General features: G+C 64.2%; 23 protein-coding genes. 20 read left to right on the top strand and 3 right to left on the bottom strand.

Annotated features, from left to right (window positions below):
* Positions 1-151 precede the first annotated feature (151 nt).
* The 3 genes from FYJ44_RS07385 (at position 152) to FYJ44_RS07375 (ending at position 2,905) form a co-directional block, all read left to right on the top strand.
* Positions 152-1,441, top strand: coding sequence for an O-acetylhomoserine aminocarboxypropyltransferase/cysteine synthase family protein (locus tag FYJ44_RS07385; protein WP_154510751.1), 1,290 nt, complete (start codon positions 152-154; stop codon positions 1,439-1,441).
* Between the two features lie 243 nt (positions 1,442-1,684).
* Positions 1,685-2,269, top strand: coding sequence for a flavin reductase family protein (locus FYJ44_RS07380; RefSeq protein WP_154510749.1), 585 nt, complete (start codon positions 1,685-1,687; stop codon positions 2,267-2,269).
* A 180-nt stretch (positions 2,270-2,449) separates the two neighbouring features.
* Complete coding sequence (locus tag FYJ44_RS07375; RefSeq protein ID WP_154510747.1) at positions 2,450-2,905, top strand: hypothetical protein; 456 nt, start codon at positions 2,450-2,452, stop codon at positions 2,903-2,905.
* A gap of 47 nt (positions 2,906-2,952) precedes the next feature.
* On the opposite strand, the gene FYJ44_RS07370 is transcribed toward FYJ44_RS07375, so the two are convergent.
* On the bottom strand, positions 2,953-3,648 hold the full coding sequence (locus FYJ44_RS07370; protein WP_154510745.1) for a glutamine amidotransferase: 696 nt from the start codon (positions 3,646-3,648) through the stop codon (positions 2,953-2,955).
* Between the two features lie 205 nt (positions 3,649-3,853).
* On the opposite strand from FYJ44_RS07370, the gene FYJ44_RS07365 reads away from it, so the two are divergent.
* The 13 genes from FYJ44_RS07365 to FYJ44_RS07305 all read left to right on the top strand — a co-directional run bounded on the left by FYJ44_RS07365 (position 3,854) and on the right by FYJ44_RS07305 (position 17,473).
* Positions 3,854-4,624 carry a DUF4198 domain-containing protein gene (locus FYJ44_RS07365; protein ID WP_154510743.1) on the top strand — a complete coding sequence of 257 codons (771 nt, stop codon included), beginning with the start codon at positions 3,854-3,856 and terminating at the stop codon, positions 4,622-4,624.
* A gap of 75 nt (positions 4,625-4,699) precedes the next feature.
* Positions 4,700-5,311, top strand: a complete 612-nt coding sequence (cbiM, locus tag FYJ44_RS07360; RefSeq protein WP_154510741.1) for a cobalt transporter CbiM — start codon at positions 4,700-4,702, stop codon at positions 5,309-5,311.
* A gap of 30 nt (positions 5,312-5,341) precedes the next feature.
* Complete coding sequence (locus FYJ44_RS07355; protein ID WP_195840971.1) at positions 5,342-6,025, top strand: NikL family nickel/cobalt ECF transporter subunit; 684 nt, start codon at positions 5,342-5,344, stop codon at positions 6,023-6,025.
* An 88-nt stretch (positions 6,026-6,113) separates the two neighbouring features.
* Positions 6,114-6,875, top strand: coding sequence for a cobalt ECF transporter T component CbiQ (gene cbiQ / locus FYJ44_RS07350; RefSeq protein ID WP_288229918.1), 762 nt, complete (start codon positions 6,114-6,116; stop codon positions 6,873-6,875).
* Positions 6,868-7,629 carry an energy-coupling factor ABC transporter ATP-binding protein gene (locus FYJ44_RS07345; protein ID WP_154510739.1) on the top strand — a complete coding sequence of 254 codons (762 nt, stop codon included), beginning with the start codon at positions 6,868-6,870 and terminating at the stop codon, positions 7,627-7,629. Before cbiQ ends, FYJ44_RS07345 begins: the two co-directional genes overlap by 8 nt.
* A gap of 302 nt (positions 7,630-7,931) precedes the next feature.
* Positions 7,932-9,635: a sensor domain-containing diguanylate cyclase gene (locus FYJ44_RS07340; protein ID WP_154510737.1), complete on the top strand. Its 1,704-nt coding sequence runs from the start codon at positions 7,932-7,934 to the stop codon at positions 9,633-9,635.
* 50 nt (positions 9,636-9,685) lie between these two features.
* The gene (locus tag FYJ44_RS07335) at positions 9,686-10,759 is read left to right on the top strand and encodes an RluA family pseudouridine synthase (protein ID WP_154510735.1); all 1,074 of its coding nucleotides are present in this window, start codon (positions 9,686-9,688) and stop codon (positions 10,757-10,759) included.
* Between the two features lie 62 nt (positions 10,760-10,821).
* A complete protein-coding gene (gene der, locus FYJ44_RS07330; RefSeq protein ID WP_288229915.1) occupies positions 10,822-12,195 on the top strand; it encodes a ribosome biogenesis GTPase Der in 1,374 nt (457 codons plus the stop codon).
* A 345-nt stretch (positions 12,196-12,540) separates the two neighbouring features.
* Positions 12,541-13,671 (top strand): branched-chain amino acid ABC transporter substrate-binding protein, encoded by a 1,131-nt coding sequence (locus FYJ44_RS07325; protein ID WP_154510733.1) that lies wholly within the window; start codon positions 12,541-12,543, stop codon positions 13,669-13,671.
* A gap of 191 nt (positions 13,672-13,862) precedes the next feature.
* Positions 13,863-14,771 (top strand): branched-chain amino acid ABC transporter permease, encoded by a 909-nt coding sequence (locus FYJ44_RS07320; protein WP_154510731.1) that lies wholly within the window; start codon positions 13,863-13,865, stop codon positions 14,769-14,771.
* Positions 14,772-14,773: 2 nt separating this feature from the next.
* Entirely contained in the window at positions 14,774-15,994 is a 1,221-nt protein-coding gene (livM, locus tag FYJ44_RS07315) for a high-affinity branched-chain amino acid ABC transporter permease LivM (protein ID WP_154510729.1), read from the top strand.
* A complete protein-coding gene (locus FYJ44_RS07310; protein ID WP_154510727.1) occupies positions 15,991-16,776 on the top strand; it encodes an ABC transporter ATP-binding protein in 786 nt (261 codons plus the stop codon). Before livM ends, FYJ44_RS07310 begins: the two co-directional genes overlap by 4 nt.
* Positions 16,769-17,473 (top strand): ABC transporter ATP-binding protein, encoded by a 705-nt coding sequence (locus FYJ44_RS07305; RefSeq protein WP_154510725.1) that lies wholly within the window; start codon positions 16,769-16,771, stop codon positions 17,471-17,473. Before FYJ44_RS07310 ends, FYJ44_RS07305 begins: the two co-directional genes overlap by 8 nt.
* Before the next feature lie 142 nt (positions 17,474-17,615).
* Here FYJ44_RS07305 and FYJ44_RS07300 read toward each other — a convergent pair whose 3' ends face one another.
* Both FYJ44_RS07300 and FYJ44_RS07295 read right to left on the bottom strand, forming a co-directional pair.
* Complete coding sequence (locus tag FYJ44_RS07300) at positions 17,616-18,035, bottom strand: pyridoxamine 5'-phosphate oxidase family protein (protein WP_287702495.1); 420 nt, start codon at positions 18,033-18,035, stop codon at positions 17,616-17,618.
* Positions 18,036-18,201: 166 nt separating this feature from the next.
* Positions 18,202-19,287, bottom strand: coding sequence for a glycosyltransferase family protein (locus tag FYJ44_RS07295; RefSeq protein ID WP_154510723.1), 1,086 nt, complete (start codon positions 19,285-19,287; stop codon positions 18,202-18,204).
* Between the two features lie 193 nt (positions 19,288-19,480).
* Between FYJ44_RS07295 and FYJ44_RS07290 the strand changes: the two genes are divergently transcribed.
* The 4 genes from FYJ44_RS07290 to FYJ44_RS07275 all read left to right on the top strand — a co-directional run bounded on the left by FYJ44_RS07290 (position 19,481) and on the right by FYJ44_RS07275 (position 26,629).
* Entirely contained in the window at positions 19,481-20,497 is a 1,017-nt protein-coding gene (locus FYJ44_RS07290; RefSeq protein WP_154510721.1) for a glycosyltransferase, read from the top strand.
* A gap of 73 nt (positions 20,498-20,570) precedes the next feature.
* Positions 20,571-21,161 carry a tetratricopeptide repeat protein gene (locus tag FYJ44_RS07285; protein WP_154510719.1) on the top strand — a complete coding sequence of 197 codons (591 nt, stop codon included), beginning with the start codon at positions 20,571-20,573 and terminating at the stop codon, positions 21,159-21,161.
* Between the two features lie 198 nt (positions 21,162-21,359).
* The gene (locus FYJ44_RS07280) at positions 21,360-22,640 is read left to right on the top strand and encodes a metallophosphoesterase family protein (protein WP_154510717.1); all 1,281 of its coding nucleotides are present in this window, start codon (positions 21,360-21,362) and stop codon (positions 22,638-22,640) included.
* The gene (locus FYJ44_RS07275; RefSeq protein ID WP_154510715.1) at positions 22,640-26,629 is read left to right on the top strand and encodes an AAA family ATPase; all 3,990 of its coding nucleotides are present in this window, start codon (positions 22,640-22,642) and stop codon (positions 26,627-26,629) included. Before FYJ44_RS07280 ends, FYJ44_RS07275 begins: the two co-directional genes overlap by 1 nt.
* Positions 26,630-26,637 lie beyond the last annotated feature (8 nt).

The raw sequence follows: 26,637 nt of genomic DNA, 5'->3' as shown, positions 1-26,637 counted from the left end.
GGCTTGCGGGCCGCAACGCCCGCACGGCATGCCCGACGCGCTTTTTTCTTGACAGCGCGCCGTGTTCCGGGTCAGAATAATTCATATTGATTTACTATGAATATGGTTATTCGCGGCCCTTCCCAACCACAGCCCAGCCCGGAGCCAGCCCATGAGCGCTACCCGCCCCCTGCATTTTGAAACCCTGCAAGTCCACGCCGGTCAGGAACGGGCCGATCCGGCCAGCGGCGCCAGGGCCGTGCCCATTTACCAGACCACGTCCTATGTCTTTGACGATTGCGATCACGCCGAGGCCCGCTTCAATCTGAGCGAACCCGGCAATATCTACAGCCGACTGACCAATCCCACCCAGGAGGCCTTTGAACGGCGCGTGGCCGCCCTGGAAGGCGGGGTCGCGGCCCTGGCCACGGCCAGCGGCGCGGCGGCGGTCAGTTACGCCCTGCTCAACCTGACCGGCACTGGCCGACACATCGTGGCGGAAAAGACCCTCTACGGCGGCACCTACAACCTGCTGGCCCATACCCTGAAAAACTGGGGCATTGAAACCAGCTTCGCGGATCCGGACGAGCCCGGCTCCTTCGCCAAGGCCATCCGGCCCGAAACCAGGGCCGTTTACATCGAAAGCCTGGGCAATCCCCACAGCAATATCGTGGATATCGAGGCCCTGGCCGGGCTGGCCCACAGCCACGGCATCCCCCTGGTCATCGACAATACCTTCGCCACGCCCTGGCTGCTGCGGCCGCTGGAACACGGCGCGGACATCGTGGTGCACTCGGCCACCAAATTCATGGGCGGACACGGCGCGGCCTTGGGCGGCGTGATCGTGGACGGCGGACGCTTCGACTGGGCGGCTTCGGGCAAATTCCCCCAGTTCAGCGAGCCGGACCCCAGCTACCACGGCCTGAGCTTTACGCAAGCCGCCGGACCGGCGGCCTTTGCCGCGCGGGCGCGGGCCATCCTGCTGCGAGATATGGGCGCGACCCTGGCCCCGCTGCACGCCTTTCTCTTTTTGCAGGGCCTGGAAACCCTCTCCCTGCGGGTGGAACGTCATGTGCGTAACGCGCTGGCCGTGGTGGATTTTCTGCGCGGCCACCCGCGCGTGGAGCGCGTCAATCATCCCTGCCTGCCGGAAAGCCCCAGCCACGCCCTGTACAAAAAATACTTTCCCCACGGCGGCGGCTCCATTTTCAGCTTTGAGGTCAAGGGCGGCGCGGCCGAGGCCAGGTCCTGCATCGACCGGCTGCGCATCTTTTCCCTGCTGGCCAACGTAGCGGACGTCAAATCGCTGGTCATCCATCCGGCGTCCACCACCCACGCCCAACTCAGCCCGGCGGAACTGGCCGAGACCGGCATCCGGCCCAATACCGTGCGCCTGTCCATCGGCATTGAGCATATTGACGACATCCTGGCCGACCTGGAGCAGGCGCTCGGAGAAGGATAGACGCATTCTGTTTGGAGCGGGCAGAAAGGGGAAAGCGCTGTCGGCCTCCGGCGTTCGGAGGATAAACCCTTGCCGCCCGCGCGGCCGGAGCGTAATTTAGTGAGGCGGATCGTCTCGTGGTCCGCTGAGTTTGCTCATCCCGGGAGCTGTTTCCGGACGCCGCGTGCCGTCTCCGTCCGGCCCGCAAGTCCGCCGCCTCAAGCAACGACCATTCGGAAACAGCTCTCAGACAAGGAGTTCGCCATGTTTACCTCGCTGGGGCCCCTGCCCTTTGCTTTGCCCGCGCCCGCCTTTCTCATCGGCAGTTATGACCGTGACGGCCGCCCCAATATCATGACCGCCGCCTGGGCGGGCATCTGTTGCTCGCGTCCGCCCTGCGTAGGCGTGGGCATCGCCCATGAGCGCTGGAGCCATGATTCCATTCTGGAGCGTCAGGCCTTCACCATCAGCATCCCCTCGGCCGACATGGCCGCCAGAGCCGACGCCGCCGGAATGCGCTCGGGCCGGGATACGGACAAATTCGAATTGCTGGACTTTACGCCCGTCAAGGGCAGTCTGGCGGACGCGCCCTATGCGGCCGAATGCCCGGCCGTGCTGGAACTGCGCCTGCGCGAGCACCATGATCTGGGCACGCACACCTTCTTCATCGGCGAAGTCCTGGACGTGAAAATCCGCGAGGACTGCCTGGACGCCAAGGGCAAACCGGACCCGGCCCTGATCAATCCGCTGCTCTTCGCGCCCGTAAGCAGAACTTACTGGAACCTGGGCGCGCCGCTGGGCAAGGGCTTCGCTCTGGGCAAGGAGGCCGCCGGTCTCGGGCGGCATTGAGCGGAGCGGTCTTTCCGGCCGGTCCCCAAGGGTTCACTTGTCTTTTCAACAGGCATTGGATAGAACGGCAACAGGCCCGGCGTCCGGGGCCTTGGCGGCGGACGATATGTTTTGCCGGCCGCCGCGCAGCATTGACTGCCAGCCTTGTACGCAGGCGCATCACTCGCAGGAGAAACGTTCATGTTGAAAAAATTTGCGGCTTTTGTGTTCATTATGCTGCTGGCCCTGCCCGCCATGGCCGAGGAGTTGAGCACCAAATATTTTACGGTCAATATGCCTGACGACTGGAAGGTTATCATGCCGCCCACGGAAAACCAGGGCATCACCAGCGCCGTCTTCGCCAAAAACACGAGCGGCGTTTCCGTCACCATGGTGGTGGGCCCCAGCAGCGGCGCCGACGCCAAAACCATTGCCGGGATGTTCGCCACCCAGTTCAAGGCGGAAAAGCCCCCGGTGGAAAAGAACGGCCAGTACACCTTCAACTTCACTCAGCAGGAAGTGCCCTGTCAGGCCTGGGTGGCCGTTCAGGGCGACGTGTTCATGGTCAGCTCCCTGGCCGGAAACCAGAAGGAAGCGCTGAATTTCATCAAGAAGAACGTCAAGAGCGCCGATTACGCCAAGCTGCTCCCGCAATAATAAAAAACGCGATAACTTACTGAAAAACGCCCCGTTCGGGGCGTTTTTCATACCGTCTCCTCGGCCAGCCAGCGCCGGAAAAAGGCCTGACCGGCCCGGCGCGCCGCCGCGCCCAGGCGCAGGGCGTCTTCCCGGATGCGCCGGGGGTCCAGACCGGCCTGGGCCAGTTCACAGCAATGTCCGATGAGCCAGGTTTCCATGCGCGTCGCGTCCGCCTCGGGGTGGAATTGCAGGGCCAGTTGCCCGCGTCCGGCGCGGAAGGCCTGATGCGGCGTCATGGCGCTGGAGGCCAGCAGTTCCGTTCCGGCGGGCAGATCAAAGGTGTCGCCGTGCCAGTGCAGCACCGGGGCGTCCTCCAGTTCGGCCAGCGGCCCGCGTTGCCCGGCCGGGGTCAGCTCCAGCGCGCCCCAGCCGATTTCCTTGCCGCGCCCGGCGTAAACCCGCGCGCCGAGCGCCGCGGCCATCAGCTGCGCGCCCAGGCAGACGCCCAGCAAGGGGCGGCCCGAAGCCAGACGGGCTTTGGTTAAATCCAGTTCCAAGCGCAAAAAGGGGTAAACGTCCACCTGATCCACGCCGATGGGACCGCCCAGGATCACGGCCAGCTCGGCGTCCAGCCATTCCCGCTTGTCCAGGGGCGCAAGCCCGGCCTGGACATAGCTGACCGTATAGCCCGCCTCTTCCAGCGGTCCGGCAAAAACGCCCAGAGATTCAAAAGCCACATGTTGTAAGACAAGGCAACGCATTCTTTCCACCTCCCGCGGATATTTTTAGTCGCCCCGCCCCGGCAAGGCAATGTCCGGCGCGTATGCGAATACGGCACGACCGGGATTGCCGCAATTATTTATTGCTACTTTTTAAAAATTTGTGCTACTATAACTTCGCATATGCAAGCAAGGGCGGAATCCGTGTCGGAAACCGCCGCCATTCCAAGCCAAAAAGGACGAGATTATGTGGAAAATCTGCTGCGCAAGCCTGGCCCTGTTGTTCTGTGTCGCCACGCAGGCCGAGGCGCATTTCGGCATGGTCATTCCCTCCACCGCCACGGTGACGGAAAAAAAAGACGCTGATCTGAAACTGGATATTTCGTTCTCCCACCCCATGGAAATGCAGGGCATGGACATGGCCGCGCCCAAAGCCTTCACCGTCACCCTGGACGGCAAAACCGAGGATCTCAAGGCCAGCCTCAAGCCCACCGCGATCATGGGGCACAAGGCCTGGCAGGCCGCCTTCAAGATCAAAAAGCCCGGCGTCTACCAGTTCGCCGTGGAACCCGAACCCTACTTCGAACCCGCCGAGGACTGCTACATCGTCCACTATGCCAAAACCGCCGTGGCCGCCTTCGGCGGCGAGGAAGGCTGGGACGAAGCCCTGGGCCTGAAGACGGAAATCGTACCCCTGACCCGGCCTTTCGGCAATTATGCGGGCAACGTCTTTCAGGGCCGCGTGCTGCTGGACGGCAAACCCGTGCCCGGCGCGGAAGTGGAAGTGGAATCCTACAACAGGACCAAGGGACATGTGCCGCCCAATGAATATTTTGTCACCCAGGTGGTCAAGGCCGACGAAAACGGCGTGTTTTCCTACGGCGTGCCCTGGGCTGGCTGGTGGGGCTTCGCGGCCCTGAACACGGCCAAGGAAAAGATGGATTACAAGGGCGAAGCCAAGTCCGTGGAACTGGGCGCGGTGCTCTGGCTGGAATTTGCGGCTCCCAAAACCAAGTAAAAGCGACCGCTCTTCCGCGCCGGACCGGCGGGGGACGCTCCCCGGCCCGGCGCGAAACTGCCGCAAGGAAACAGCATGCATATCGCGGAAGGCGTCCTTTCCCCGGCCGTGCTCGGCGCGGGCGCGGTTCTGGCGGCGGCGGGCACGGCCATCGGCCTGCGTAAACTGGATTATGACCGGCTGATGACCGTGGGCATTCTTTCGGCGGCCTTTTTCGTGGGTTCGCTGATCCATGTCCCCGTCGGCTTTTCCAGCGTTCACCTGATCCTCAACGGCCTGGTGGGCGTACTGCTGGGCTGGGCGGCTTTTCCCGCCATTCTGACGGCGCTGCTGCTGCAGGCTCTGCTCTTTCAGTTCGGCGGTCTCACCGTACTGGGCGTGAACACCTTCACCATGGGTTTTTCCAGCGTGCTGGCCTGGTACTGTTACCGGGGCGTCATTCATATCTGGCCCGGCCCGGCGGGCATCCGCGCGGCTGCCTTCTGCGGCGGCGTGCTGGGCGTGGCCCTGGCCGCCGTGCTCACCGCCCTGGCCCTGGCTTTCACCAGCGAGGGCTTCCGGGCCGCCGCGCAATTGCTGCTTCTGGCCCATCTGCCCGTCATGCTGGCGGAAGGCCTGATCACCATGTTCACCGTGGTCTTTATTCATCGCGTGCGTCCCGAAATGTTCCAAACCGCGCGCGCCTGAACGCCCTTGCCGTTGTTAAAGGAATCCGCCATGAACAACATCCTTTCGTTTTTCCCGCGCCGCCCGGCGGCCGCCCTTGTGCCGCTGTTGCTGCTGGCCGCGCTGCTGCTTCCGGCTCCGGCCCAGGCCCACAGGGTCAATATCTTCGCCTGGCTGGAGGGCGACAGCGTCATGGTGGAATGCGGCTTCAACCGCAGTTCGCCGGTCAAGAACGGTCTGGTCACGGTTTTTGACGTCACGGACGGCAAGGAACTGCTGCGGGGCCACACCGACGACAACGGGCGTTTCAGCTTTCCCGTGCCTGCGGCGGCGCGCGCCGGTCATGGCCTGCGCATGCAGATTGCCGCGGGCGAAGGCCATCAGAACGACTGGACCATGGATGCCTCCGAATTTTCCGGCGCGGCCGCACCCACGGCAAGCCCCCTGGAAAAGGTGGACGGGGCGGACAGACCCCAAGGCGCGGCGGATTCTGCCACAGCCGCCGCGCCTTCCGCCCCGGCGGCCCCGGCGCTGACGCGAACCGGCCCCTCCGCCACGCCGGACGAGGTGCGCGCCATCGTCAACGCGGCTCTGGACGCCAAGCTGGGGCCCATCCGGCGTGATCTGGCGGCCCAGGTCAATGCCGGTCCCAGCCTGCGCGACATCATCGGCGGCATCGGCTGGATTCTGGGTCTGGCGGGCATAGGCCTTTACTTCAAGGGGCGGCGCGGGTAATGACAAGGCCGGACCGGCCCTGCCGCCCGCTTTCGGAACGCGCGGCAGAGCGCTTTTTTCTCTGAAACCGGAATAAAAAAATTACCTTGTGTTCGACCAGCCCTTTGTCCGTCCTTCGCCTTTTCAGGCCATTGACCCGCGCGTGCGCCTGGCGCTCGCCGCTCTGACCGCCGTCTGTCTGGCATTGCTGAAGGACCTGACGGCCTGCTGGCTGGGTCTGGCTCTGGGCGCGGCGCTGCTGGCGATTTCGCGCCCGCCGCTATCGCCTCTGTTGCGTCGGCTGGCGGCGGTGAACATTTTCATTCTCTTTCTCTGGTGCGTGACGCCCTGGACCACGCCGGGCACGGTTCTGGCCCAATGGGGCGTGTTCGCCATCAGCGCCGAGGGCGTGCGCCTGTCCCTGCTGGTGAGCATCAAATCCAACGCCATTGTCTGCGTCTTTCTGGCCCTGGTGGCCGGCATGGATTCGCCCACCGTGGGCCACGCCCTGGAGCGGCTGCGTTGTCCCCGCAAGCTCGTGTTTCTCTTTCTGTTTACGGGCCGCTACGTGCACGTGCTCGCCTCGGAATGGCAGACGCTCAACGTGGCCGCGCGCCTGCGCGGTTTCAGGCCGCGCACCGATCTGCACACCTACCGCACCCTGGCCTCCCTGCTGGGCCTGCTCCTGGTGCGCGCGTACGAACGCTCGCTACGCGTGCGCGAAGCCATGCTGCTGCGCGGCTTTGAGGGCCGCTTCCGCTCCGTGACCGTCTTCCGCGCCCGACCCGTGGACGCGCTGTTTGCCCTGGGCCTGCTGCTCTGCCTGGCGGGCATCGCCTGGACGGAGTGGAAAGGAGGGCCGCATGTCTGAACCCGTTGCTTCCCACGTTGACGGGGAAGCCATCTTCAGTCTGGAGCACGTCGACTTCGCCTATGCGCGTGACGGGAAGCCGAGAACAGTGCTGCGCGATGTGAATTTCGCTCTTTTTCCGGCGCAAAAGGTCGGTCTGTACGGTCCCAACGGCAGCGGCAAAACCACATTTTTCCGCTGTATCACAGGGCTGGCCCGGCCACAGCGGGGTATGGTCCGCTTTCACGGGCAGATCCTCAGCCGTGAAAAAGATTTCCGCGAACTGCGCTGCAAGGTGGGATTCGTGCTCCAGCACGCCGAGGACCAGCTTTTTTTCCCCACCGTGCTGGAAGATGTGGCCTTCGGCCCGCTCAATCTGGGGCTCACGCCCGGCAAAGCCCGTCAACGCGCTCTGGAAACCTTGGAGGATCTCGGGCTTGCGGGTTTTGAACAACGCCTCACCCACCGCCTGTCCGGCGGCGAAAAAAAACTGATCTCCCTGGCCACCGTGCTGGCCATGCGGCCCGAAGCCCTGCTGCTGGACGAACCCACCAACGGTCTGGACAACGACGCGCGCCAACGGATCATTGATATCCTGCGCGGCCTTTCCACAGCCCGGATCACCATTTCCCACGACTGGGACTTTCTGGCCCAAACCTCCACGGAATATCTGACCATTCTGGACGGCCGCCTCACCTCTTGCGCCCCGTCCTTCGCCCACGCCCACATGCACGCCCATCCTCTGGGCAACGAGCCGCACGAACACGAGATATAGCGCTTCGCGAGGCTGCCCGTCGCCCTCTTCAGCCGCTCCGCCGTTATGTTGGATTTGCCAGTGCACCGGACAAAAAACCGACAGCCTGTGCTTGAGCGGAAGGATAATGGCGGACCCGTCTGCCATTCTTGACTGGACTTGGCCGCCGCCACAGCATAGCATGAGATTTAAGTCTCCTGCCGGGCGCCTGCCGGTTATCCGGAAAAGGCCGCCATCCAAGGCTTGCCCGGAATTAATGTTTACGGTATGAGGGCTACCTTTTCCCCCAAAGCAACCCTAAAGACGTAACACAGGTTCTGGTTATGGCACACGACGCGCGTGGTTCCATCGGATATCAGATACAGCTCGACACATCCGATCCCCTGTGGGAATGGCATATTCCCACGGATATGCTTTTTCTGAGCGAGGGAGCCCGCCTCAAGTTACGCCTTGAAAATGATGTCCCGGCCACCATGGCGGCTTTCGCCGCCCACATTCCGCCCGACTGCCTGCCTGCGCTGCATGAACTGCTGGAAGGCGTTCTGAGCGGGGCCAACGGCCCCATGCTGGAGATGGTCTTTCCTTTTGATGATCTGATGGTCCGCGCCAGCCTGCTGGTGGTGGAACGGAATTCCGAGGGCCGCGCCGTGCGCGCCGTCGGCCAGTACAGCGTGTCCGGGACGCTGGCCTACCGCCCGCCCGTGACGTCCGCCAGCGCGGGCGCGCCGGATACGGGCTACTGGCAGTGTTCCCTGCCCAAACGAACCATACGCATGGACGGCCGCTGTGCGGCCCTGCTCGGCTACGCCGACGCCCGGCCGATGGTCATCACTCCGGAGCAGTGGCGGCAACGCCTGCATCCGGAGGAGGGAGGCGCCTCCACCTGCCGCTATCAGCTTCCACTGGAACAATCCCAGTGGGGCGACGGCATTGAAGACCTCTTGCGCATCCGCCTTGAAAACGGCGAATACGCGCGTTTCGCCCTGCACGGCGCGGTGCTGGAACGCGACGCCGACGGGCGCGCCACGGAGCTGGCGGGCAGCCTGCAACGCATCGACGCCACCAGCGCTTCCGCGCGGGACAGCTCCCAGGACGCGGGCCGCCTGCTGCTGGCCATCAACGCCGCCGGCGACGGCCTCTGGGATTGGGACGCCGCCACCGACGAGGTCTACTACAGCCCCCGCTACCTCTCCATGCTGGGCTATACCGCGGAACAATTCTCCGGAGATCTTGAAACCTGGAAAAAGAAAATCCACCCGGATGATATCCACAAAATCGTGCCCCCGCAGGCGGCCCTGGTGGAATCGCCCCGCTACGGTGACTCCTTTGAGTGCACTTACCGCCTGATGCGCGCGGACGGCACCTGGGCCTGGATACTGGGGCGCGGCTACGTGACTCACCGCGACGCCAACGGCAGGGCCACGCGCCTGGTGGGCCTGCACACGGATATCACGGCCACCCAGGGGGACCGGGCCAAGCTGGAGGACCTGGTCAGAAACGACGCGCTCACCGGCCTGCGCAGCCGCACTTTTTTCAACAAGGAAGTGGAGCGCATCGAACAGAATCGCATCCGCCCGGTGAGCGTCATCTCCTGCGACGTCAACGGCCTCAAACTGATCAACGACTACCTGGGACATTCCACCGGCGACACGCTGCTGATCAACGCGGCCCTGCTGCTGCGGCGCTCCCTGCGGGCCACGGACTGCATCGCCCGCATGGGCGGCGATGAATACACGATTCTGCTTCCCGGCTGTCCCGAAAGAGCCGCCCAAAAGATTCTGTTCCAGATGCAGCGCAGCTTTGAGGAACACAACAGCGATCCCGCCGCCATGCCCCTGCTGCTGGCCTTCGGCTGCGCCAGCGCCGAAAATGTGGACATGCCGCTTTCCCGGACCCTGGTGGAAGCGGACAGGGAAATGCTGCGCCACAAGCACGCCCACCGCCGCGCGTCCCATGAAAAAATCAAGGACTGGATCGAGCGCAACAAAAACGTGACCATCAGCCTTGAGGATTGCCGCTACGCCTGAAGCGGCGCGCCCTCTTGACGGCGGGCGCGCCTTTGGGCCACAATCCGGCCATGCCATCGGACGATATTCCTTCAGATCCCGACCCCGCGCCTGACCATCAGGGCATCCCTGTGGTGGGCGAGGCGGAAAGCGGCCAGAAAATACTTCAGTTCCTGCAACGGCGGCTCAATCTGCCGCCCACATTGCTGCACCGCTGGATACGCACCGGCCAGGTGCGGCTCAATGGCGGCCGCTGCAAGCCCTTTGCGCGCGTGCAAACGGGCGACATGGTCCGCCTGCCGCCCTTTGCCCTGAAAATGGCTGCCCAGAGCGGGGCCGCGCCGATCGGAACGGCGAACCCGGCCTCCACCCCGCCCGAACCGGATCAGAACGCCGCCGTTCCCCTGCCGCCCGTGGTGGGGACGGAAGGCCCCATCTGGGCTTTGTTCAAGCCCGCCGGTCTGCCGACCCATCCGGGCACCGGGCACAGCGACAGCCTGGCCACCCGCCTTGCCGCCCGCTACGCCCAGGCCGCCTTCAAGCCCACGCCCGCCCACCGGCTGGACAAGGATACTTCCGGCATCCTGCTGGTGGCCGCCAGCTTCGAGGCCCTGCGCCGGCTTCAGGAGGCCATCCGCGAGCGCGCCCTGATCAAAGAATATGTGGTCTGGGTGCATGGACGCTGGTCTTGGGCCGAAACCCGGCTGCTGCGCCACCATCTGTGCAAGGAACCGGAGCACGGCTATGAAAAAATGCGCAGCGTGGGCGTCGGTACGAAAGAACAGGCCCGTGAGGCCCTCTGCCTGGTCCGGCCCCTGCGCGTGCGCGGGCACGAAAGTCTACTGCTGGTCCGCCTGTTCACCGGCCGGACTCATCAGATCAGGGTACAACTGGCAAGTCTGGGCCATCCCGTGCTGGGCGACGCCAAATACGGTCCGCCGGAGCGCCGCGCCCAAACTGGCCCCATGCGCCTGCACGCCTTACGCGTGATCCTGCCCGGCGGCCGCGTGTTCGCCTGCCTGCCGGACTGGACCGGAGAGCATGCCGTGGGCGTGCTGCCGGAAATCATGACCGTCCCGGCGGACCTCCGCCCGGAAGTTCCCGGGGCCGGAAGCTTTCCTTTGGCCGGAAATGAAGATATATAAGTTCCTTTACACCGAAAAATATTCCGGCGGCCATCAGCCCGCCGCTCTACCAAGGGAACGCCGTGTCCGACTCTCTTCCGTACATCGTCCTGGTGGGCCGCCCCAATGTGGGCAAGTCCACCCTGTTCAACCGCCTGATTCGCAGCAACCGGGCCATCACCCACGACAGGCCCGGCGTCACGCGCGACCGCATGGAAGGCTTGGTGCGCCGCAAGGGCCTGCCCTCCTTCGGCATTGTGGATACCGGCGGCATCACTCTGGACGCGCATGCCGCCGTGACCGAGGGCCCCGCGGGCATCCGGGGCTTTGAGCGGGACATCCTGGCCCAGGCCGAGGCCGCTCTGGCCGGAGCCGCCGCCGTGGCCTTTGTGGTGGACGGGCGCGACGGCCTTCTGCCCCTGGACGAATATCTGGCCGCGCATGTGCGGCGCATGGGCCTGCCCACTCTCTGCGTGGTCAACAAGGTGGACGGCATGGAACGCGAGGACGAGCAGATGGCCGAATTCCACCGGCTGGGCTTTCCCCTGCTGCCTGTTTCCGCCGAGCACGGCTACAACATCACTGCCCTGTGCGAGGATCTGGCCGCCCTGCTGCCCGAAGGAGCCGCCGTCGAGCCCCCGGCCCCGCCGACCCTGCGCCTGGCCATGCTGGGCCGCCCCAACGCGGGCAAGTCATCCTTGATCAATGCCCTGGCCGGTGAGGAACGGATGATCGTTTCCGATGTGGCCGGCACCACTCGCGACAGCGTGGACGTGCGCTTTCGCCGCGACGGGCGGGACTACGTCTTTGTGGACACCGCCGGGGTTCGCCGCCGTACCCGGATTACCGACAGCGTGGAAAAATTTTCCGTCAACGCATCCATCAAATCCAGCACCAAGGTCGACGTGACCCTGCTCACCCTGGACGCCACCGAAGGCGTAAGCCAGCAGGACAAGCGGCTTATGGACATGCTGGACACGCGCAAAACTCCTTTTATGGTCCTGATCAACAAATGCGATCTGGTGCCGCGCGAGGCCCTGGCCACGCTCAAGAAAAATGTGGCCGAAACCCTGGCTTTCTGCGGGCATGTGCCCATCCTGGCGGTTTCGGCCCTGGCCGGAACGGGACTCAAAAAAATTCTGCCCCTGGCCCAAAAAATCCATGAAGAATGCCAGGTGCGTATCTCCACCGGCCAGCTCAACCGGGCCATGGAGGAAGTGCTCGCCAAGCATCAGCCGCCAGTGGTCAAACGGGTGCGGGCCAAGTTTTTCTACCTTACGCAGGCCGAAACAGCGCCGCCGACCTTTGTCTTTTTCGTCAGCGACGCCGAACGCGTGCCGGAAAGCTACACCCGCTACCTGGAACGCGCCTTGCGCAAGATCTTCGGCATCAGCCACGCGCCCATGCGCATCCATCTGCGTTCCAGCCATAAAAAGAAAAGCGAACGCAACTCCTGACCTGAAAAAAGCCGCGCGGCAGAAATGGGCCGCGCGGCTTTTTTCAGGTTTCAACATTCACGGCATCGTTGCACGCGTCCACAGCCGGCATCATCAGACAAACCAGAATCAGCAGAAACAGTTCTCCCTAACAACCTTGGTTGTAAATGTCGCCCGGAGCAGATTCACTTGCTCCACAGAAGTAGTCCCCTTCAGCGTTGAGCGCGTCACGAACAGATGACAAAACGGCGACGCCGCGCCCGGAACGGCGGCCGCATTGACAGCATCCGCGCAATAATGCAATAGAAAGGCCCTATCCATTCGCGGAGCGCGCTCCGCATGCACATTTTTTCGGAGGAGGAGCAGATGAAAAAAGGCATGACCTGGCTTGCGGCAATGGCTTTCTGCGTGGCGCTGACCGCGCCCGCTCTGGCTGCGGACCCCGTTAAAATCGGTGTGCAGGGCGCTCATTCCGGCGACCTTGCCTCCTATGGCGTCCCCAGCCTGAACGCCACCAAGATCGTCGTGGACGAAGCCAACGCCAAGGGCGGCGTGCTCGGCCAGAAGGTGGAGGTCATCTCCCAGGACGACCAGTGCAAGCCCGAAATGGCTACCAACGCGGCCACCAAGCTGATTTCCGACAAGGTCGGCGTGGTCATCGGCCCCATCTGCTCCGGCCCCACCAAGGCCGCTCTGCCCCTGTTCCAGGAAGCCAATCTCATCGCCGTCTCTCCCACGGCCACCACGCCCGGCCTGACCGAGGACGGCAAAAATCCGCTCTTTTTCCGCACCGTGGCCAACGACAACGCGCAGGCCAGGCTGACCAGCGACTTCATGCTCAACAAGCTGAAGGCCAAAAAAATCGCCTACCTGCATGACAACGGCGACTACGGCAAGGGCTTTGCCGACAACAACCGCGTGTTCATGGAAAAGGGCGGCGCGGAAACCGTGCTTTTTGAAGCCGTCACCCCGGACGCCGTGGACTTTTCCGCCGTGGTGCGCAAGCTGCGCCGCGCCAAGCCCGACATCGTGGTCTTCGGCGGCTACCAGCCCGTGGCTTCCAAGCTGATCCAGCAGATGCGCCGCGACCGCCTGACGACCCCGTTCATCGGCCCCGACGGCGTGAAGGACGAAACCTTCCTTAAAATGACCGGCAAGGACAGCGAAGGCGTCTACGCCTCCTATCCCAAGGACACCAGCACCCTGCCCGAGTACAAAAAGGCGCGCGAAGCGCACGTCAAGGCCTACGGCAGCGAGCCCGGCTTCGGTTACTACAATGCCTACGCCGCCGCCCAGTGCCTGCTGGCGGCCATCGAAAAGACGGGCGGCACGGACACGGCCAAGCTCAAGGAAGCCCTGCGCACCAACCCGGTGGACACGCCGTTGGGCAAGATCAGCTTCAACGAAAAGGGCGACGCGGCCGGTATGGCGCTTTCCATCTACCAGGTCAAAAACGGCAAGTTCGTGGAGCTGGATCACAGCATCACGTTGCAGTAGTAGCACTGGCGGGACGCGGCTCACGCCGCGCCCCTTTTCCGCCCCGCGGCGGTGCGGCGACCTCCGGGCCGTGCCGCGTCCGCCGCGCGCGGCGATTGCGCGCGCGGTTTATGTTCCGGGCGCTTCGCAGCATTCACCAGGCAGCCGGCGCTCCGGCAATCTGGCGGGCCCATGCCCGCGTGCGGGTAAGCATGGACATCCAATTCTTCGTAGAGCTCTTTTTCGGCGGACTGACCCGGGGCAGCATCTACGCCCTGATCGCTTTGGGCTATACTCTGGTGTACGGCATCATTGAGCTCATCAACTTCGCCCACGGCGAAATCTATATGCTCGGCGCTTTCACGGCCCTGCTGGTGGCCGGGGTTCTGGGCGTATATGGTTTCCCGGCCGGGGGCATTCTGGTCGTGGCCGCCCTGGCCGCCGTGATCTGGTGCGCCGCCTACGGCTACACCCTGGAAAAGGTGGCCTACAAGCCCCTGCGCGGCGCGCCGCGCCTTTCCCCGCTGATTTCGGCCATCGGCATGTCCATCTTTTTGCAGAACTACGTGCTGCTGGCCCAGACCTCCGACTTCGTGCCCTTCCCCCGCCTGTTGCCGGAAATGGAATTTCTGGAATACGTCAACTACGTCATGGGGCCCAGCGATTTTCTGATCCTTCTGGTCAGCACGCTGGCCATGGTCTCCCTGTCGCTCTTCATCCGCTACACGCGCATGGGCAAAGCCATGCGGGCCACGGCCCAGAACCGTAAAATGGCCCTGTTGCTGGGCATCAACGCCGACTGGATCATTTCCCTGACCTTCATCATCGGCTCCGGCCTGGCCGCGCTGGGCGGCGTGCTTATCGCCTCGCACATGGGGCAGGTCAACTTCGGCATCGGTTTTCTGGCTGGTCTCAAAGCCTTCACGGCGGCGGTGCTCGGCGGCATCGGCTCCATTCCCGGAGCCATGGTGGGCGGGCTTGTGCTGGGTCTGGCCGAGAGCTTCACCACCGGCTATTTCTCCGGTAACTACGAAGATATTCTGGCCTTCGGCATTCTGATCCTGATTCTGATTTTCCGCCCCGACGGCATTCTGGGCAAAGCCAAGGTACAGAAGGTGTAGCCATGCGGCGCGTATTCAAGGCCGTGCTCACGGCGATATGGTTCATGGTGCTGACCCTGCCGGTCATGGGCATCAAGCTGAACACGCTTGACGAAACCGTTCAGTGGCGTTTTGACCGTATTCTCTGGCTGGGCGCGGGAGTTTTCGTCCTGGCCGTGATCTGGGACTGGTGTTTTTCGCGCAAGGCCAAAGGTCTGCCCCTGCTGCGCCTGCCCGAAGGGCTTGGCGCGGGCCTGCGGGCTCTGAGCGGGCGACCCCGCCTCAAGACGGGCGGTCTGGCGGTTCTGGCCCTGTTCATGCTGACCATGCCCCTGATCAGCTCCTTTTATCAGACCAATATCATGATCTCGGCTCTGCTCTATGTCATGCTGGCGCTGGGTCTGAACATTGTGGTGGGTCTGGCCGGGCAGCTGGTGCTGGGCTATGTGGCTTTTTACGCCGTGGGCGCCTATGCCTACGGCCTGCTCTACCAGTTTCTGGGCTGGGGATTCTGGGCCTGTCTGCCCGTGGGCGGCATACTGGCCGTACTTTTCGGTCTGGCCCTGGGTTTTCCGGTGCTGCGTCTGCGCGGAGACTATCTGGCCATCGTCACCCTCGGTTTCGGCGAAATCGTGCGCCTGGGCCTCCAGAACTGGACCAGCCTCACCGGCGGCCCGCGCGGCATCAGCGACATCCCCCGACCCGGTTTTTTCGGCCTGGAGATGGATATCAATGCCTCCACCACCTATGTCTATTATCTGGTGCTGGCGGCGGTGGTCATCACCATCATCATGATCTCGCGGCTCAAGAATTCGCGTGTGGGCCTGGCCCTGCAAGCCCTGCGCGAGGATGAAATCGCCTGCGAAGCCATGGGCATCGACATCACCCGCGTCAAGCTCTCGGCCTTTGCCCTGGGCTCCTGCTGGGCCGGCTTCGCGGGCGTGATCTTCGCGGCCAAGACCACCTACATCAATCCCTCCAGCTTCACCTTCATGGAATCAGCCATGATTCTCTCCATGGTGGTGCTGGGCGGCATGGGTTCCATCGCGGGCGTGGTCATCGCGGCCCTGATCCTGATTCTGGCCCCGGAATACCTGCGCGCCTTTTCCGAATACCGGATGCTGATCTTCGGCGCGATCATGGTGATCATGATGATCTTCCGGCCCCAGGGTCTGATCAGCGGCGAACGCCGCCGCTACAGAATCAGCGCCCTGCACGGGGCCCACAATGGAGGCCGGGCATGAGGCCGGTGCTGGAAGTTTCGGGTCTTTCCCAGGATTTCGGCGGTCTGCGCGCCCTGAGCGATCTGGACCTGCGCGTGGACGCCGATGAGATTGTGGCCCTTATCGGCCCCAACGGCGCGGGCAAAACCACGTTTTTCAACTGCGTCACCGGCATCTACACGCCCACCGAGGGCAAGATGTTCCTCTACGACGCCGATGGCGAAAAGCATCTGCTCAACGGCAAAAAGCCGCACGTCATCACAGCCATGGGCATGGCCCGCACCTTTCAGAACATCCGCCTGTTCAGCGACATGACCGTGCTGGAAAACGTCATGGTGGGCCGTCATTGCCGCACCCGCGCGGGCATCTGGGGCGCGCTGTCGCGTGACGGCCATACCCGCCGCGAAGAGCAGGAAAGCATCGACATCAGCTATGCCCTGTTGGAAAGCCTGCACCTGCAGGAACTCTGGAACGAAAAGGCCCGTAATCTGGCCTACGGCGCCCAGCGTCGCCTGGAAATCGCCCGCGCGCTTGCCACCGAGCCGCGCATGCTGCTGCTGGACGAACCCGCCGCGGGCATGAACCCCCAGGAAACCCACGAGCTGGAAATCCTGGTGCGCGGCATCCGCGACGCGCGGAACCTTTCCATTCTGCTCATCGAGCACGACATGAGCATGGTCATGTCCCTTTCGGACCGCATTTACGTCATGGAATACGGCTCCTGCATCGCCATGGGCAAACCCGAGGAAGTGCGGGCCAACCCGCGCGTGATCAAGGCCTATCTGGGGGAAAGCGATGCTTGAGCTCCGCAACGTGGACACCTATTATGGCAACATCCAGGCCCTGCGCGGGGTTTCCCTGCATGTGGACGACGGCGAGATCGTCACCCTGATCGGCGCCAACGGCGCGGGCAAATCCACGACCCTGATGACCGTTTGCGGCATCAACCGGCCGCGCCGGGGTGAAATCATCTGGAACGGCACGCCCATCCACGAACTGCCGCCGCATGAAATCGTGACCCTGGGCATTTCCCAGGTGCCGGAAGGCCGCCTGATCTTCCCGGACCTCAGCGTGCGCGAGAATCTGGACCTCGGCGCTTTTCTGCGCCGGGACAGCCAGGGCATCAAGGAGGACATGGACTATGTGTTCAGCCTCTTTCCCATTCTGGCCGAGCGCCGCCGCCAGGCGGGCGGCACCCTTTCCGGCGGCGAACAGCAGATGCTGGCCATCAGCCGCGCGCTCATGGGCCGTCCCAAGCTGCTCCTGCTGGACGAGCCCTCTCTGGGCCTCGCGCCCATCATCATCCAGCAGATCTTTTCCATCATCCACAAGGTCAATGCCGACGGCACCACGGTTTTCCTGGTGGAGCAGAACGCCAACCAGGCCCTGCGCATCGCCCATCGCGGCTATGTGATGGAAAACGGCCGCATCGTCATGGAAGACACGGCCGCCAACCTGCTGCAGAGCGACGAAGTGCGCAGCGCCTATCTCGGCATGTAGCGCGCTGTCCGCCCGCATCCGGAGCGGATTAACGTTAAGATCATAGCTGGCCGGGGCACGCTGTCCTGACCGGCAGGTTTCACGCCGCGACGCCGGAGTCTCATCTCGTCGGACCCCGTGACCAGTTTCAAAGCGAATGGTTCTACGCGGGCGTGAAGTCCTCGGAGCGGAACTTGCTGTAAAAGCGCCCGGACACGGCGGTGAACCGCAGCACGCAGTAATCCGGATCAAGCAGGCCCAGAGGGTAATAGAGCGTATCACCCTCACGCCAGATTCTGGATTTGTTCTCCAAATCCTCCAGCACTTCCATCCCGCCCCTGAACATCACCCCCCGGAAAAAACGCCGGTCGCAGAAATAGACGCAGGCCCTCGGGTCGTGCCGGTACTGCCGCACGCGCAGGGACGAGAGATTAGTGGTGAAGTAAAAGACGCGCAAGCCTTCCCGCAGGCGCGGGGCCAGCATGGCCTTGACGTTGGGAAAGCCGTCGGCGTCCAGAGAGCCGATGAAGGCGGTGCTTTGCCTGTCGATAAGTTTGCCCAAGGTCTGCTCGGGATTTTTCACGCGCGCCTCCCTGTTCCTGGGTCTGTTAACACTAGAGAATTTTTGTTTGCCTGCAAAAAAGATAAGTCTGCTCTGAGGGAGTGTACTCTTTCTTATGGTACTCGCCCGAAAAAGCAGGCGAAATCTGACGCAGCAGACGGGCAAAAAGGCATAGTGAGAACAGGCCCTAGCCTTCCTCCACCGGCGGTGCGCCGCGCGTCGGCAGGCTGCCGTGCCGGATGAAGTGGTCCACCAGACCAAAAACCATTTCATTGCCGCAGAAATTTCCGGCCGCGATGGCGGCCTTGAACTCCGGCAGCCGGGCCTCGAAACGCCGCAGCAGTTCCGGCTCCAGACTGAGCATATCGGCCTGCATGCCGTAATGCAGGCGTTCCACGTAAAGAGCGTTGAAGCGTTGTTCCACCATGGCCTTGAGCGGCAGGGTCAGAATGGGCTTGCCCAGATACAGGGCCTCGCCCATCAGGGTATGCCCGCCGCCCTGGATCACATAGGAGCAGCCCTCCAGCAGCCGCAAAAAGCCCTCCTCGCTCTTGCGCATGAAGACCACATTGCCCTCGCGCCCTTCGGTGCGGTCATAGCCGTAAACATAGCAGGTCTTGTCCGTGGCTGCGCGCAGAAAATCCACCAGCTTCCTGTGGGTGGAATTGCTCTGGTAGACCAGCACATGCCCCTCATCGCGGGGATGCAGGCCCAGCACGCTGTCGCGCAGGATGGGCGGGGCCACGCGGGCCTTGTAGCGCGGCAATACCGGCGGCGCGTAAAAAGAGATGATCAGGTTTTCCGCCGTGGGCCGGAACAGATAGCGCGGGGTCAACCCCTGCACCAACGCGTCCCACCACATGCCGGGCGGCAGATTGTGGCGGCAGCAGGTGATGATATGCTGATGATCCAGGGTCAGACAGGGCAGACCCGCCTGTTCGGCGGCGCGCGGCACGAAGTATTCCAGATCGGTCATGCAGACGTCGGGCCTGAATTCGTCCATGAGCCGCAGCACCCGGTCGATATAGCGTCGCCGGTGCAGGAGCAAGGGCACGGCGCGGGCGATAGTCGCCCCCAGGTCCACCTTGTAGTTTTTGAACACTGTGCCCAGATTGGGCAGGCGGCGGACAGGAAATTCCGCTTCCAGCACCTTGGGGGCGTCGTCATCGGCCACAAAAAGAAATTCGTGGCGGGAAAGCCGACGGGCAATGGTCAGGCCCCGCATGGCGTGCCCGTGGCCGGTGCCGTGAATGCCGTAAAGTACGCGCGCCATACCGCTCCTTATCTGGAAAATTTCGCGGATAAATTTACCAACGGGGAAAAGGCGCGTCAATCAGAAGCGCATCGGGGCGGCACAAGGCGGCAGGGACGCCTTCTTGATCCGATGGTCCCGCCTGTCCAAAAGCTTGCGCTTGACGCCCGCTAGCCTTCTCCCTACCATTTTTACTCCGCACGAGAGGAGCAATATGGAACAGGACTTCCAGAGCCATCCGTCCGGCGTCGCGCCCGTCTGCAACGTGACCATTCCGGTCTTCAACCGTCCGCGCGCCACGCGCGAGACGATCCTCGCCCTGCGCCGGACCTCGCAGGAAATCCCCTTTGACATCACCGTGGTGGACAACGGCAGCGATCCCGCTCTGGTCGAAAGTCTTCTGGCGCTCAGAGAGCGCGGCGTCATCGACCATCTTTTTCTGCTGCCCCGCAACATGGGCGTGGCCTGTGCCGCCAATGTGGGCTGGGAAATGGTGCCCGCGCCCGTGTATATGAAGCTGGACAACGATACGGCCATGCGCCGGACGCGCTGGCTGCCCGGCCTGCTGGCCCTCTGGCGGCACGGCAGGCCGCAATCCAATCTGGGCGGGGCCTTCAATTTGGACATGCTGCGTCGGCATCCCGGCGCGGTGAACACGCCGGAGGGCGTGCTGGGCGTCTGCCCCGACAATCTGCCGGGCCAGGCCGTGCTGATCCCCAAAGCGGTTTCGGACGAACTGGGCTTCTGGAACGAGGAATACGGCGTCTACGGCGGCGAGGACGGCGACTACGGCCTGCGCATGACCTGCGCGGGCTTTCCGCAGTACTATTATCACGGGCCGGACTATTTCGAGAACCTGCCCGAAGAGGACGCCCAGGCCACCTATGCGGCCCGGGGCATCGACAAGCGGCGTTTGCACCGGGAGCTGGTGGTCACGGACAACCTGCTGCCGGGCAAACTCTTTCTGAATAAAATTCTTTATGCCTCGGGCGTGCGTTCGCTGAAACCCATGCGCCGCTATGAAATCCTCGACGTGGCGGACGACTGCCGCGTCACAGTGGCCGAACGCAAGGAATACCGCGAACTCCGGCGCGACATGGCTCCGCACCTTGCGGCCGTGAACCGCCGCTTCAGGGAACATATCATGTCCTTCCGGCCTGATCCGGCTGCGGCGCAGGCCCTCAGGGCCAGTCTGGCCCGGCACGGCCAGGACGGCGGCGCGACCCGGTGACGGCGCTTCCTCCGCTTGCTCTCGACGGACGAATCCGGCATACTGATGAGAGAGGTTACCCTAAAAAGTCGCTATGAATGCACGTAAAATCCGCGAAGACCTGGGCCGCGCCAAGGCCAGCTGCCAGCGGCGCGACTTTTTGCGCGCCATCTTTCTGACCATCAACGCCTTCAAGGAGCTGGGGGGGCAGACCGTGCCCACGGATATGCGCGGCGACTTTCGTACCGCGCTCTCCGTGCTGACCTCGGACCCGCAGTATAAAAAAGAATGCGGCCAGCCCCTGACCTACCAGCCGGGCAAGGAACGCGAACTGCTCATTTTTCTCATCAACCTGTACAAGGAGCTCCGGGGCCAGGAAAACCAGGAAGACTACGAAACTACCCTGCAACGCAAGATCAATCTGGACCGCTGCCTCAAGGACGGCAAGCTCTTCCTGAAGCAGGGCAAACCCTCCGAAGCCGACACCAGCTTTGCCGAAGCCCTCAAATACTATAAAAACGAATTCGCCGTCTTTTCCATAATGGCCAAGGCCATGCTGGAGGCGGGCGAATACGTCCGCGCCCTGGGCCATGTGCGCAGGGGGCTCAAGGAACGTCCCGAAGACGCGGATCTGCGTCGGCTGGCCGAGGAATGCCTGCGTCTGCGGGCCCAGGCCAGCCGATAACCAGCCGCGCCGTCTGCCGTTCCGGCCGCTCTTTCTCCTCCCCATGCCGCCCGGGCTCCCCTCTCCGTCCGTGGATTTCCGGAAAAATGTCCGGCGGATGGCCGCCGCGCTTGTCATAATGCTTGAAAAAGTCTAGATTTTCACGGCTATTCTTCCCGTATCGTTATCTTTTTATCATCCGCAAGCGAGGCTTTGCGCATGGACGCTATCCGGTACATCCACGCGGCCGATCTGCATCTGGACACGCCCTTTCAGGGGCTTTCGCGCGAGACGGCCCAGGGCGGGCATCTGGCGCGCCTGCTGCACGACGCCACCTTCACGGCTCTGGAGCGCCTGTTCGGTTTCTGCGAGGCTGAAAAGCCCGACTTTCTGGTGCTGGCCGGCGACATCTACAATCAGGAAAATTACAGCGTCAAAGCCCAGCTCCGCCTGCGCGACGGCTGCGAACGCCTGAACCGGCTGGGCATCCGCGTTTTTCTGGCCCACGGCAATCATGACCCGCTGGATTCACGGCTCAACGCCGTGGAATGGCCGGACAACGTCACGGTTTTCGGGCCGGAGCCGGAGCGCCATCTGCTGGAAAAGGACGGCCGCCCCCTGGCGGTGGTCCACGGCATCAGCCACGCCAGGGCCAGAGAGGGCCGCAACCTGGCCCGCTTCTTCCAGCGCGACGCACGCTATGACTGCTTCCAGCTGGGCGTACTGCACTGCACCGTGGAAGGCGAGAGCAAGGCCGACCGCTACGCTCCCTGCTCCCTGGACGATCTCAAGTCCGCGGGCCTGGACGCCTGGGCGCTGGGGCATGTGCACGAGCGCCGCGTGCTTTCCGAAGCGCCCTTCATCGCCTATCCCGGCAACGCCCAGGGCCTGCACGTCAATGAGCCGGGTCCGCGCGGCTGTCTGCTGGTCACGGCCGCGCCCCGGGGCGGCTCCTACGTCTGCGACGCCGGTTTCCAGCTCCTGGGACCCGTGCAGTGGGAAAAGCTGAACCTGGACCTGGACGGCGTGAACCATCTGGACGAGGTGGAACGCCGTCTGAACCAGTGCCTGGAAGCTGCGGCGCACGCCGCGGACCCCGCCTGCGAGGCGATTATGGCCCGCGTGACCCTGAGCGGGCGCACCGCTCTGGACGCCATGCTGCACGATGCCGCCAACCAGGAAGATCTGACCGAGCGCCTCCGGCATCTGAGCTCGGGCATGCCGGGCGTCTGGCTCAAGGATCTGCGTGTGGAAACCCGCCCCCTCACGGAACGTTCCGAATATCTGCAACGCGAAGATCTGCTGGGCGAGACCATGCGCCTGGCCGAGCGCATGCGCGGGAGCCGGGAAGCCCTGCAGGAGGTTGCCGGTCCGGCCCTGGCCCCGCTGTTCGGGCACAACCGTCTGCGCAAGGCCCTGACCCCGCCCGACGAGGCCCAAATGCAAGCCCTGCTGCAGGAGGCCGAACGCCTCTGCGTGGATCTGCTGGAGGTCCGCTGATGTATATTGAATCCTTCCGCATCGACGGCTTCGGCATTTTTTCCGGCGTGCAGGTGGACAGCCTGCCGCCGGGCCTGTCCATCTTTCTGGGCCGCAACGAGGCCGGCAAATCCACCTGTCTGGAATTTCTGCGCTCCATGCTCACAGGCTATCCCGATCCCCGCAGCCGTGAGGCCCGGCACAGTTACGCGCCCCTGCGCGGCGGCCAGCCCGGCGGCGGGCTTGTGCTGCGCGCGGACGGGCGGGAACCGCTGCACCTGACGCGACGGCCCGGCGCGGGCGGCGGCCTGCTGACGCTGAGCGAAGCGGACGGCAGCATGCTGCCGCCGGAACTTTTGCGCCAACTGCTCTTCGGGGTCAGCCGCGAGGTCTACCGCAACGTCTTCGGCTTCAGCCTGAGCGAACTGGAAAATTTTGAAAGCCTGAGCGCCGAAGGCGTACGCAATGCGCTCTATGGCGCGAGCTTCGGCCCCGGCCTGCGCGCGCCCGGCGATGTGCTGAAAATCCTGGAACGCCAGGCCGAGGATATCTTCAAAAGCGGCGGCAGCAAGCCCGCCCTGAACACGGCCATCCGGCAACTGGAAGAACTGCGCGACAAGATTGAGGATGTGGCGGCGGAATGCGCGGGCTTTGACGGCATGGCCCTGGAGCTCTCGCACAAAAAGACCGCCCTGGCCGATCTGCGCCGCCGCAAAAGCGATCTGGAAGAGGAACGCCGCTTGCTGGAGCGCCGTCTGGGCGTCTGGCGGCAGTGGGATGAATGGCGCATGGCCGGAATCCGGCTGGAACGCCTGACCCCGGTGAGCGAAAATTTTCCCGAGGACGGCCCGGCGCGTCTGGCCCGCATTCAGGAGGCCCGCGAAACCTGCGAACGCCAATTGGCGGCCCACAGGGAAAAAACAGCCCGCCTGCGCGAACGGCACGACGCCGTGCTGGTGGAGCAGCGCCTGCTGGACGCCCTGCCCGAACTGCGCCGCCTGTCCGAGCGCAAGAGCGGCTACCGGCAGGCCCAGAGCCTGCTGTCAGGCCAGGAAGACAATTGCCGCCGGGCCGAGGCGGATCTGAACCGCGAACTGACCCGGCTGGGACCCGGCTGGAACTGCGAACGCATCCGCGCTACGGACCGTTCGCTCTTCGCCCGCGAAGATCTGGAAAAGCAGGCCAGGGAAATGGCGGCGGCGGACTCGGCCCATCAGGCGGCCGTGGACGCCCTGACCAAAGCCAATCGCGACGTGGAAACAGCCGAGCGCGACGTGGCGGCGGCCCAAAGCGCCCTGGCCCTGCTGCCCGCGCCGGTGGCCGCCCTGGGCGACGAGGCCCGCGACGACCTGCGCCAGACTCTGGCCCGGCTGGAGGAAGGCCGCCGCCAGTTGCCGGGCCGCCAGCGCGCCCTGCACAATGCGCGCACGACCTTTGCCAGAGCGTATGATCCCCTGCGTCTGGCGGCCCCCGGCGGTGTGCCCGGCAATGGCGGCAATAACGGGCCGCGCGACATCCTTGACGGCCTGCTGGCCCGCCAGGACGAGGCCCTGACCCTGGCCGGCGAGGTGCAGGAACGCCTGCGCGAAGCGGGCGAAGCCTCTCAGGCCGTGCAACAGGCTGAAGAGCAGGTGGAGGCGGTCAAAAACCGCATGGAGGAGCTGCGCGACGCCCAGCGCAACGCCAGCGGCCCCAGCCGTGAAGCCTTGGACGCCCGTGCAGCGGCCCTGCGCTCCCTGCGGGCGCTGTCGGCCGGTATGGCCACGGAACGCGAACGCCTTCAGGAACTGGACAACAGGATCAACAGCGAACAGGCGCCCTCGCCGGTCAAAAGCCTGCCGCTGATCGTGGTGGGCGCACTGCTCATCGCGGCGGGCCTGGGCATTCTGCTGGCCTACTGGCGCTGGGGTCTGACCAGCCTGCCGCTCACCGGCACACTGGCCCTGCCCGTCAGCCTCTGGTCCGGCTACCTGGTGCTGGCCTGCGGCGTGGGCTTTCTGGCCGGAGGCCTGCCGCGCAGCGGCCCCGAAGCCAAGCGCCACCAGCGGGAGATGGCGCAATTGCAGAATCGGCGCGAAACCTGCGCCCTGCATGTGGCCGAACTGGGCGAGCAGGCCCGCCAGCTCTGTGCCGCCGCCGGCGTGGACAGCATGGACCTCGTCACGCTGGAAGCCACGGAAATGCTGCTGGAGCGCGAGCGCGAGCAATGCTTCAATGAAGAACGCTCCCGCCGGGACATGGAAGGCCTGAAACGCGAAATGGGCCTTGCCAAGGCCCAGGTGGGCGTGGCTCAGGCCAGGGCGCACGAAGCGGAGAGCGTGGTCCAGCAGACCCGCCGCCGCTGGCATGAACTCATGCTGGCGCTGCGCGTCAGCAACGTGCCGTCGCCGGAAAGCGCGGCCGCCTTTTTCGCCAGGGCCGAATCCGCCCGTCTGGCCTTTGGCGGCGTGGCCGCGGCGGAAGCCGAACTGCACGCGCTGGAAGACGATCTGCGCGGCCTGGAGGAACGCATGCGCGCCGTGCCCGCCGTGGCCGAGCGCCTGACGCAGGAAGCCGACTGCGCCGCCCTGGTGGAATGCGTGCGGCAAGTGCTGGAATCCTGCCGCGAGGCCGACGCCGCGCGCGAGCAGCGCATCAAGGCCGCGGCCGCGCTTCAGAATCACGAAAACGAACTGGAGCGGGCCGGGAACCGACAGCGTGAAGCTTCAGAACAGTTGCGCGCGGCCGAGGAACGCCTGGGCGTCGCCCGCGAAACCTGGAGTCTCGGCCTGCAAGGCCTGGGACTGGGCGAGGATCTGGATCCGGAAACCGTGCGCGAGGCCTTCAAGTATATGGAAAACTGCCTGGCCGCCGAATCCGCTCTGGAGCGCGCCCGCACCGAGCTTGCGCAGGGCCGCGCGGAACTGGCCGCCTTGCGCGAACCGCTGGCCGCCCTGTTGGCGTCTCTTTCGCGGGATCCGCTGCATGACGCGGACGGCGCGCCTGACTGGCTGGCCAGTCTGGATGCCGCGTTGGCCGCCGCTGAAGCCATGGCACAGTCCCAGGACGAGCGGACCCGTCTTTCCGGCCTGCTGGCCGAGGAAGAGGACGAGGTGCGCGCGGGCGAAGCGGCCCTCAGCGAGGCCCGCAACAACGAACGCAATCTGCTGGCCCTGGCCGAGGCGCATGACGCCGAGGACTTTCTGCGTCTGGCCGCTCTGCGCGACGAACAGCAAGCTCTGGCCCGCCGCCGCCAGGATCTGGAAGACGCCCTGCGCTTGGCCGCCGACACCCTGCCGTTGCCGGAATTTCTGGCATCCTTCCGGGAAGAGGAGCAGGAAAGCCAGGAAAAACGCAGCGCGGCCATTCAGGAGGAGCTCAACGGCATTCTGGACGAGGAACAGGAGCTGGCCACCGCTGTGGCCGGTCTGAGCGCCAAGGTCGCCGCCCTGGCCCGGGCCGACGATCTGGCGGAACTGCGCCAGCAGGAAGCCCTGCTGCTGGAGAGCATGCAGCGCATGGCTCTGGCCTGGAGCCGCCGGGCCTTGGCCCGTGAAATCCTGCTCAACGCCAAGCGCATTTTTGAGCGTGAGCGTCAGCCGGAGGTCATCCGTCAGGCCTCGGACATCTTCGCGCGCATCACAAACCGCCGCTGGCGGGGCATCAGCGCCTCACTGGAAAATTCCAGCCTGAGCATTCTGCCGGATCAGGGCGAGGCCGTGCCGCCGGAATCCCTGAGCCGGGGCACGCAGGAACAGGCCTATCTGGCTCTGCGTCTGGCCTACATCAAAAACCATGCCGCCCACGCCGCGCCCCTGCCCGTAATCATGGACGAGGTGCTGGTCAACTTTGATCCGGAGCGGGCCGAACGCACGGCGCGGGCCTTCGCGGAACTGGCCGACGGCAGGGAAGGCCCGGCCCATCAGCTGCTCTACTTCACCTGCCAGCCGCACATGGTGGACGTGCTGCGGGCCGCCGAACCCGGCGCGGCCCTGTTCAAGGTAGAAAACGGAACCATCACGGCCGGTTAAACCGCAGC

Source organism: Desulfovibrio porci (genome assembly GCF_009696265.1).
Taxonomy (GTDB): Bacteria; Desulfobacterota; Desulfovibrionia; order Desulfovibrionales; family Desulfovibrionaceae; genus Desulfovibrio; species Desulfovibrio porci.
Note: the sequence above shows the minus strand (reverse complement) of the source record. Positions and strands in the feature narration are given on the sequence as shown.

Coding starts and splice junctions, on each gene's coding strand:
- FYJ44_RS07385 (WP_154510751.1), top strand. CDS start 152: ATGAGCGCTACCCGCCCCCTGCATTTTGAAACCCTGCAAGTCCACGCC.
- FYJ44_RS07375 (WP_154510747.1), top strand. CDS start 2,450: ATGTTGAAAAAATTTGCGGCTTTTGTGTTCATTATGCTGCTGGCCCTG.
- FYJ44_RS07280 (WP_154510717.1), top strand. CDS start 21,360: ATGGACGCTATCCGGTACATCCACGCGGCCGATCTGCATCTGGACACG.
- FYJ44_RS07380 (WP_154510749.1), top strand. CDS start 1,685: ATGTTTACCTCGCTGGGGCCCCTGCCCTTTGCTTTGCCCGCGCCCGCC.
- livM (WP_154510729.1), top strand. CDS start 14,774: ATGCGGCGCGTATTCAAGGCCGTGCTCACGGCGATATGGTTCATGGTG.
- FYJ44_RS07370 (WP_154510745.1), bottom strand. CDS start 3,648: ATGCGTTGCCTTGTCTTACAACATGTGGCTTTTGAATCTCTGGGCGTT.
- FYJ44_RS07305 (WP_154510725.1), top strand. CDS start 16,769: ATGCTTGAGCTCCGCAACGTGGACACCTATTATGGCAACATCCAGGCC.
- FYJ44_RS07285 (WP_154510719.1), top strand. CDS start 20,571: ATGAATGCACGTAAAATCCGCGAAGACCTGGGCCGCGCCAAGGCCAGC.
- FYJ44_RS07355 (WP_195840971.1), top strand. CDS start 5,342: ATGAACAACATCCTTTCGTTTTTCCCGCGCCGCCCGGCGGCCGCCCTT.
- FYJ44_RS07295 (WP_154510723.1), bottom strand. CDS start 19,287: ATGGCGCGCGTACTTTACGGCATTCACGGCACCGGCCACGGGCACGCC.
- cbiM (WP_154510741.1), top strand. CDS start 4,700: ATGCATATCGCGGAAGGCGTCCTTTCCCCGGCCGTGCTCGGCGCGGGC.
- FYJ44_RS07365 (WP_154510743.1), top strand. CDS start 3,854: ATGTGGAAAATCTGCTGCGCAAGCCTGGCCCTGTTGTTCTGTGTCGCC.
- FYJ44_RS07325 (WP_154510733.1), top strand. CDS start 12,541: ATGAAAAAAGGCATGACCTGGCTTGCGGCAATGGCTTTCTGCGTGGCG.
- FYJ44_RS07290 (WP_154510721.1), top strand. CDS start 19,481: ATGGAACAGGACTTCCAGAGCCATCCGTCCGGCGTCGCGCCCGTCTGC.
- FYJ44_RS07310 (WP_154510727.1), top strand. CDS start 15,991: ATGAGGCCGGTGCTGGAAGTTTCGGGTCTTTCCCAGGATTTCGGCGGT.
- FYJ44_RS07340 (WP_154510737.1), top strand. CDS start 7,932: ATGGCACACGACGCGCGTGGTTCCATCGGATATCAGATACAGCTCGAC.
- FYJ44_RS07335 (WP_154510735.1), top strand. CDS start 9,686: ATGCCATCGGACGATATTCCTTCAGATCCCGACCCCGCGCCTGACCAT.
- FYJ44_RS07320 (WP_154510731.1), top strand. CDS start 13,863: ATGGACATCCAATTCTTCGTAGAGCTCTTTTTCGGCGGACTGACCCGG.
- FYJ44_RS07275 (WP_154510715.1), top strand. CDS start 22,640: ATGTATATTGAATCCTTCCGCATCGACGGCTTCGGCATTTTTTCCGGC.
- FYJ44_RS07345 (WP_154510739.1), top strand. CDS start 6,868: ATGTCTGAACCCGTTGCTTCCCACGTTGACGGGGAAGCCATCTTCAGT.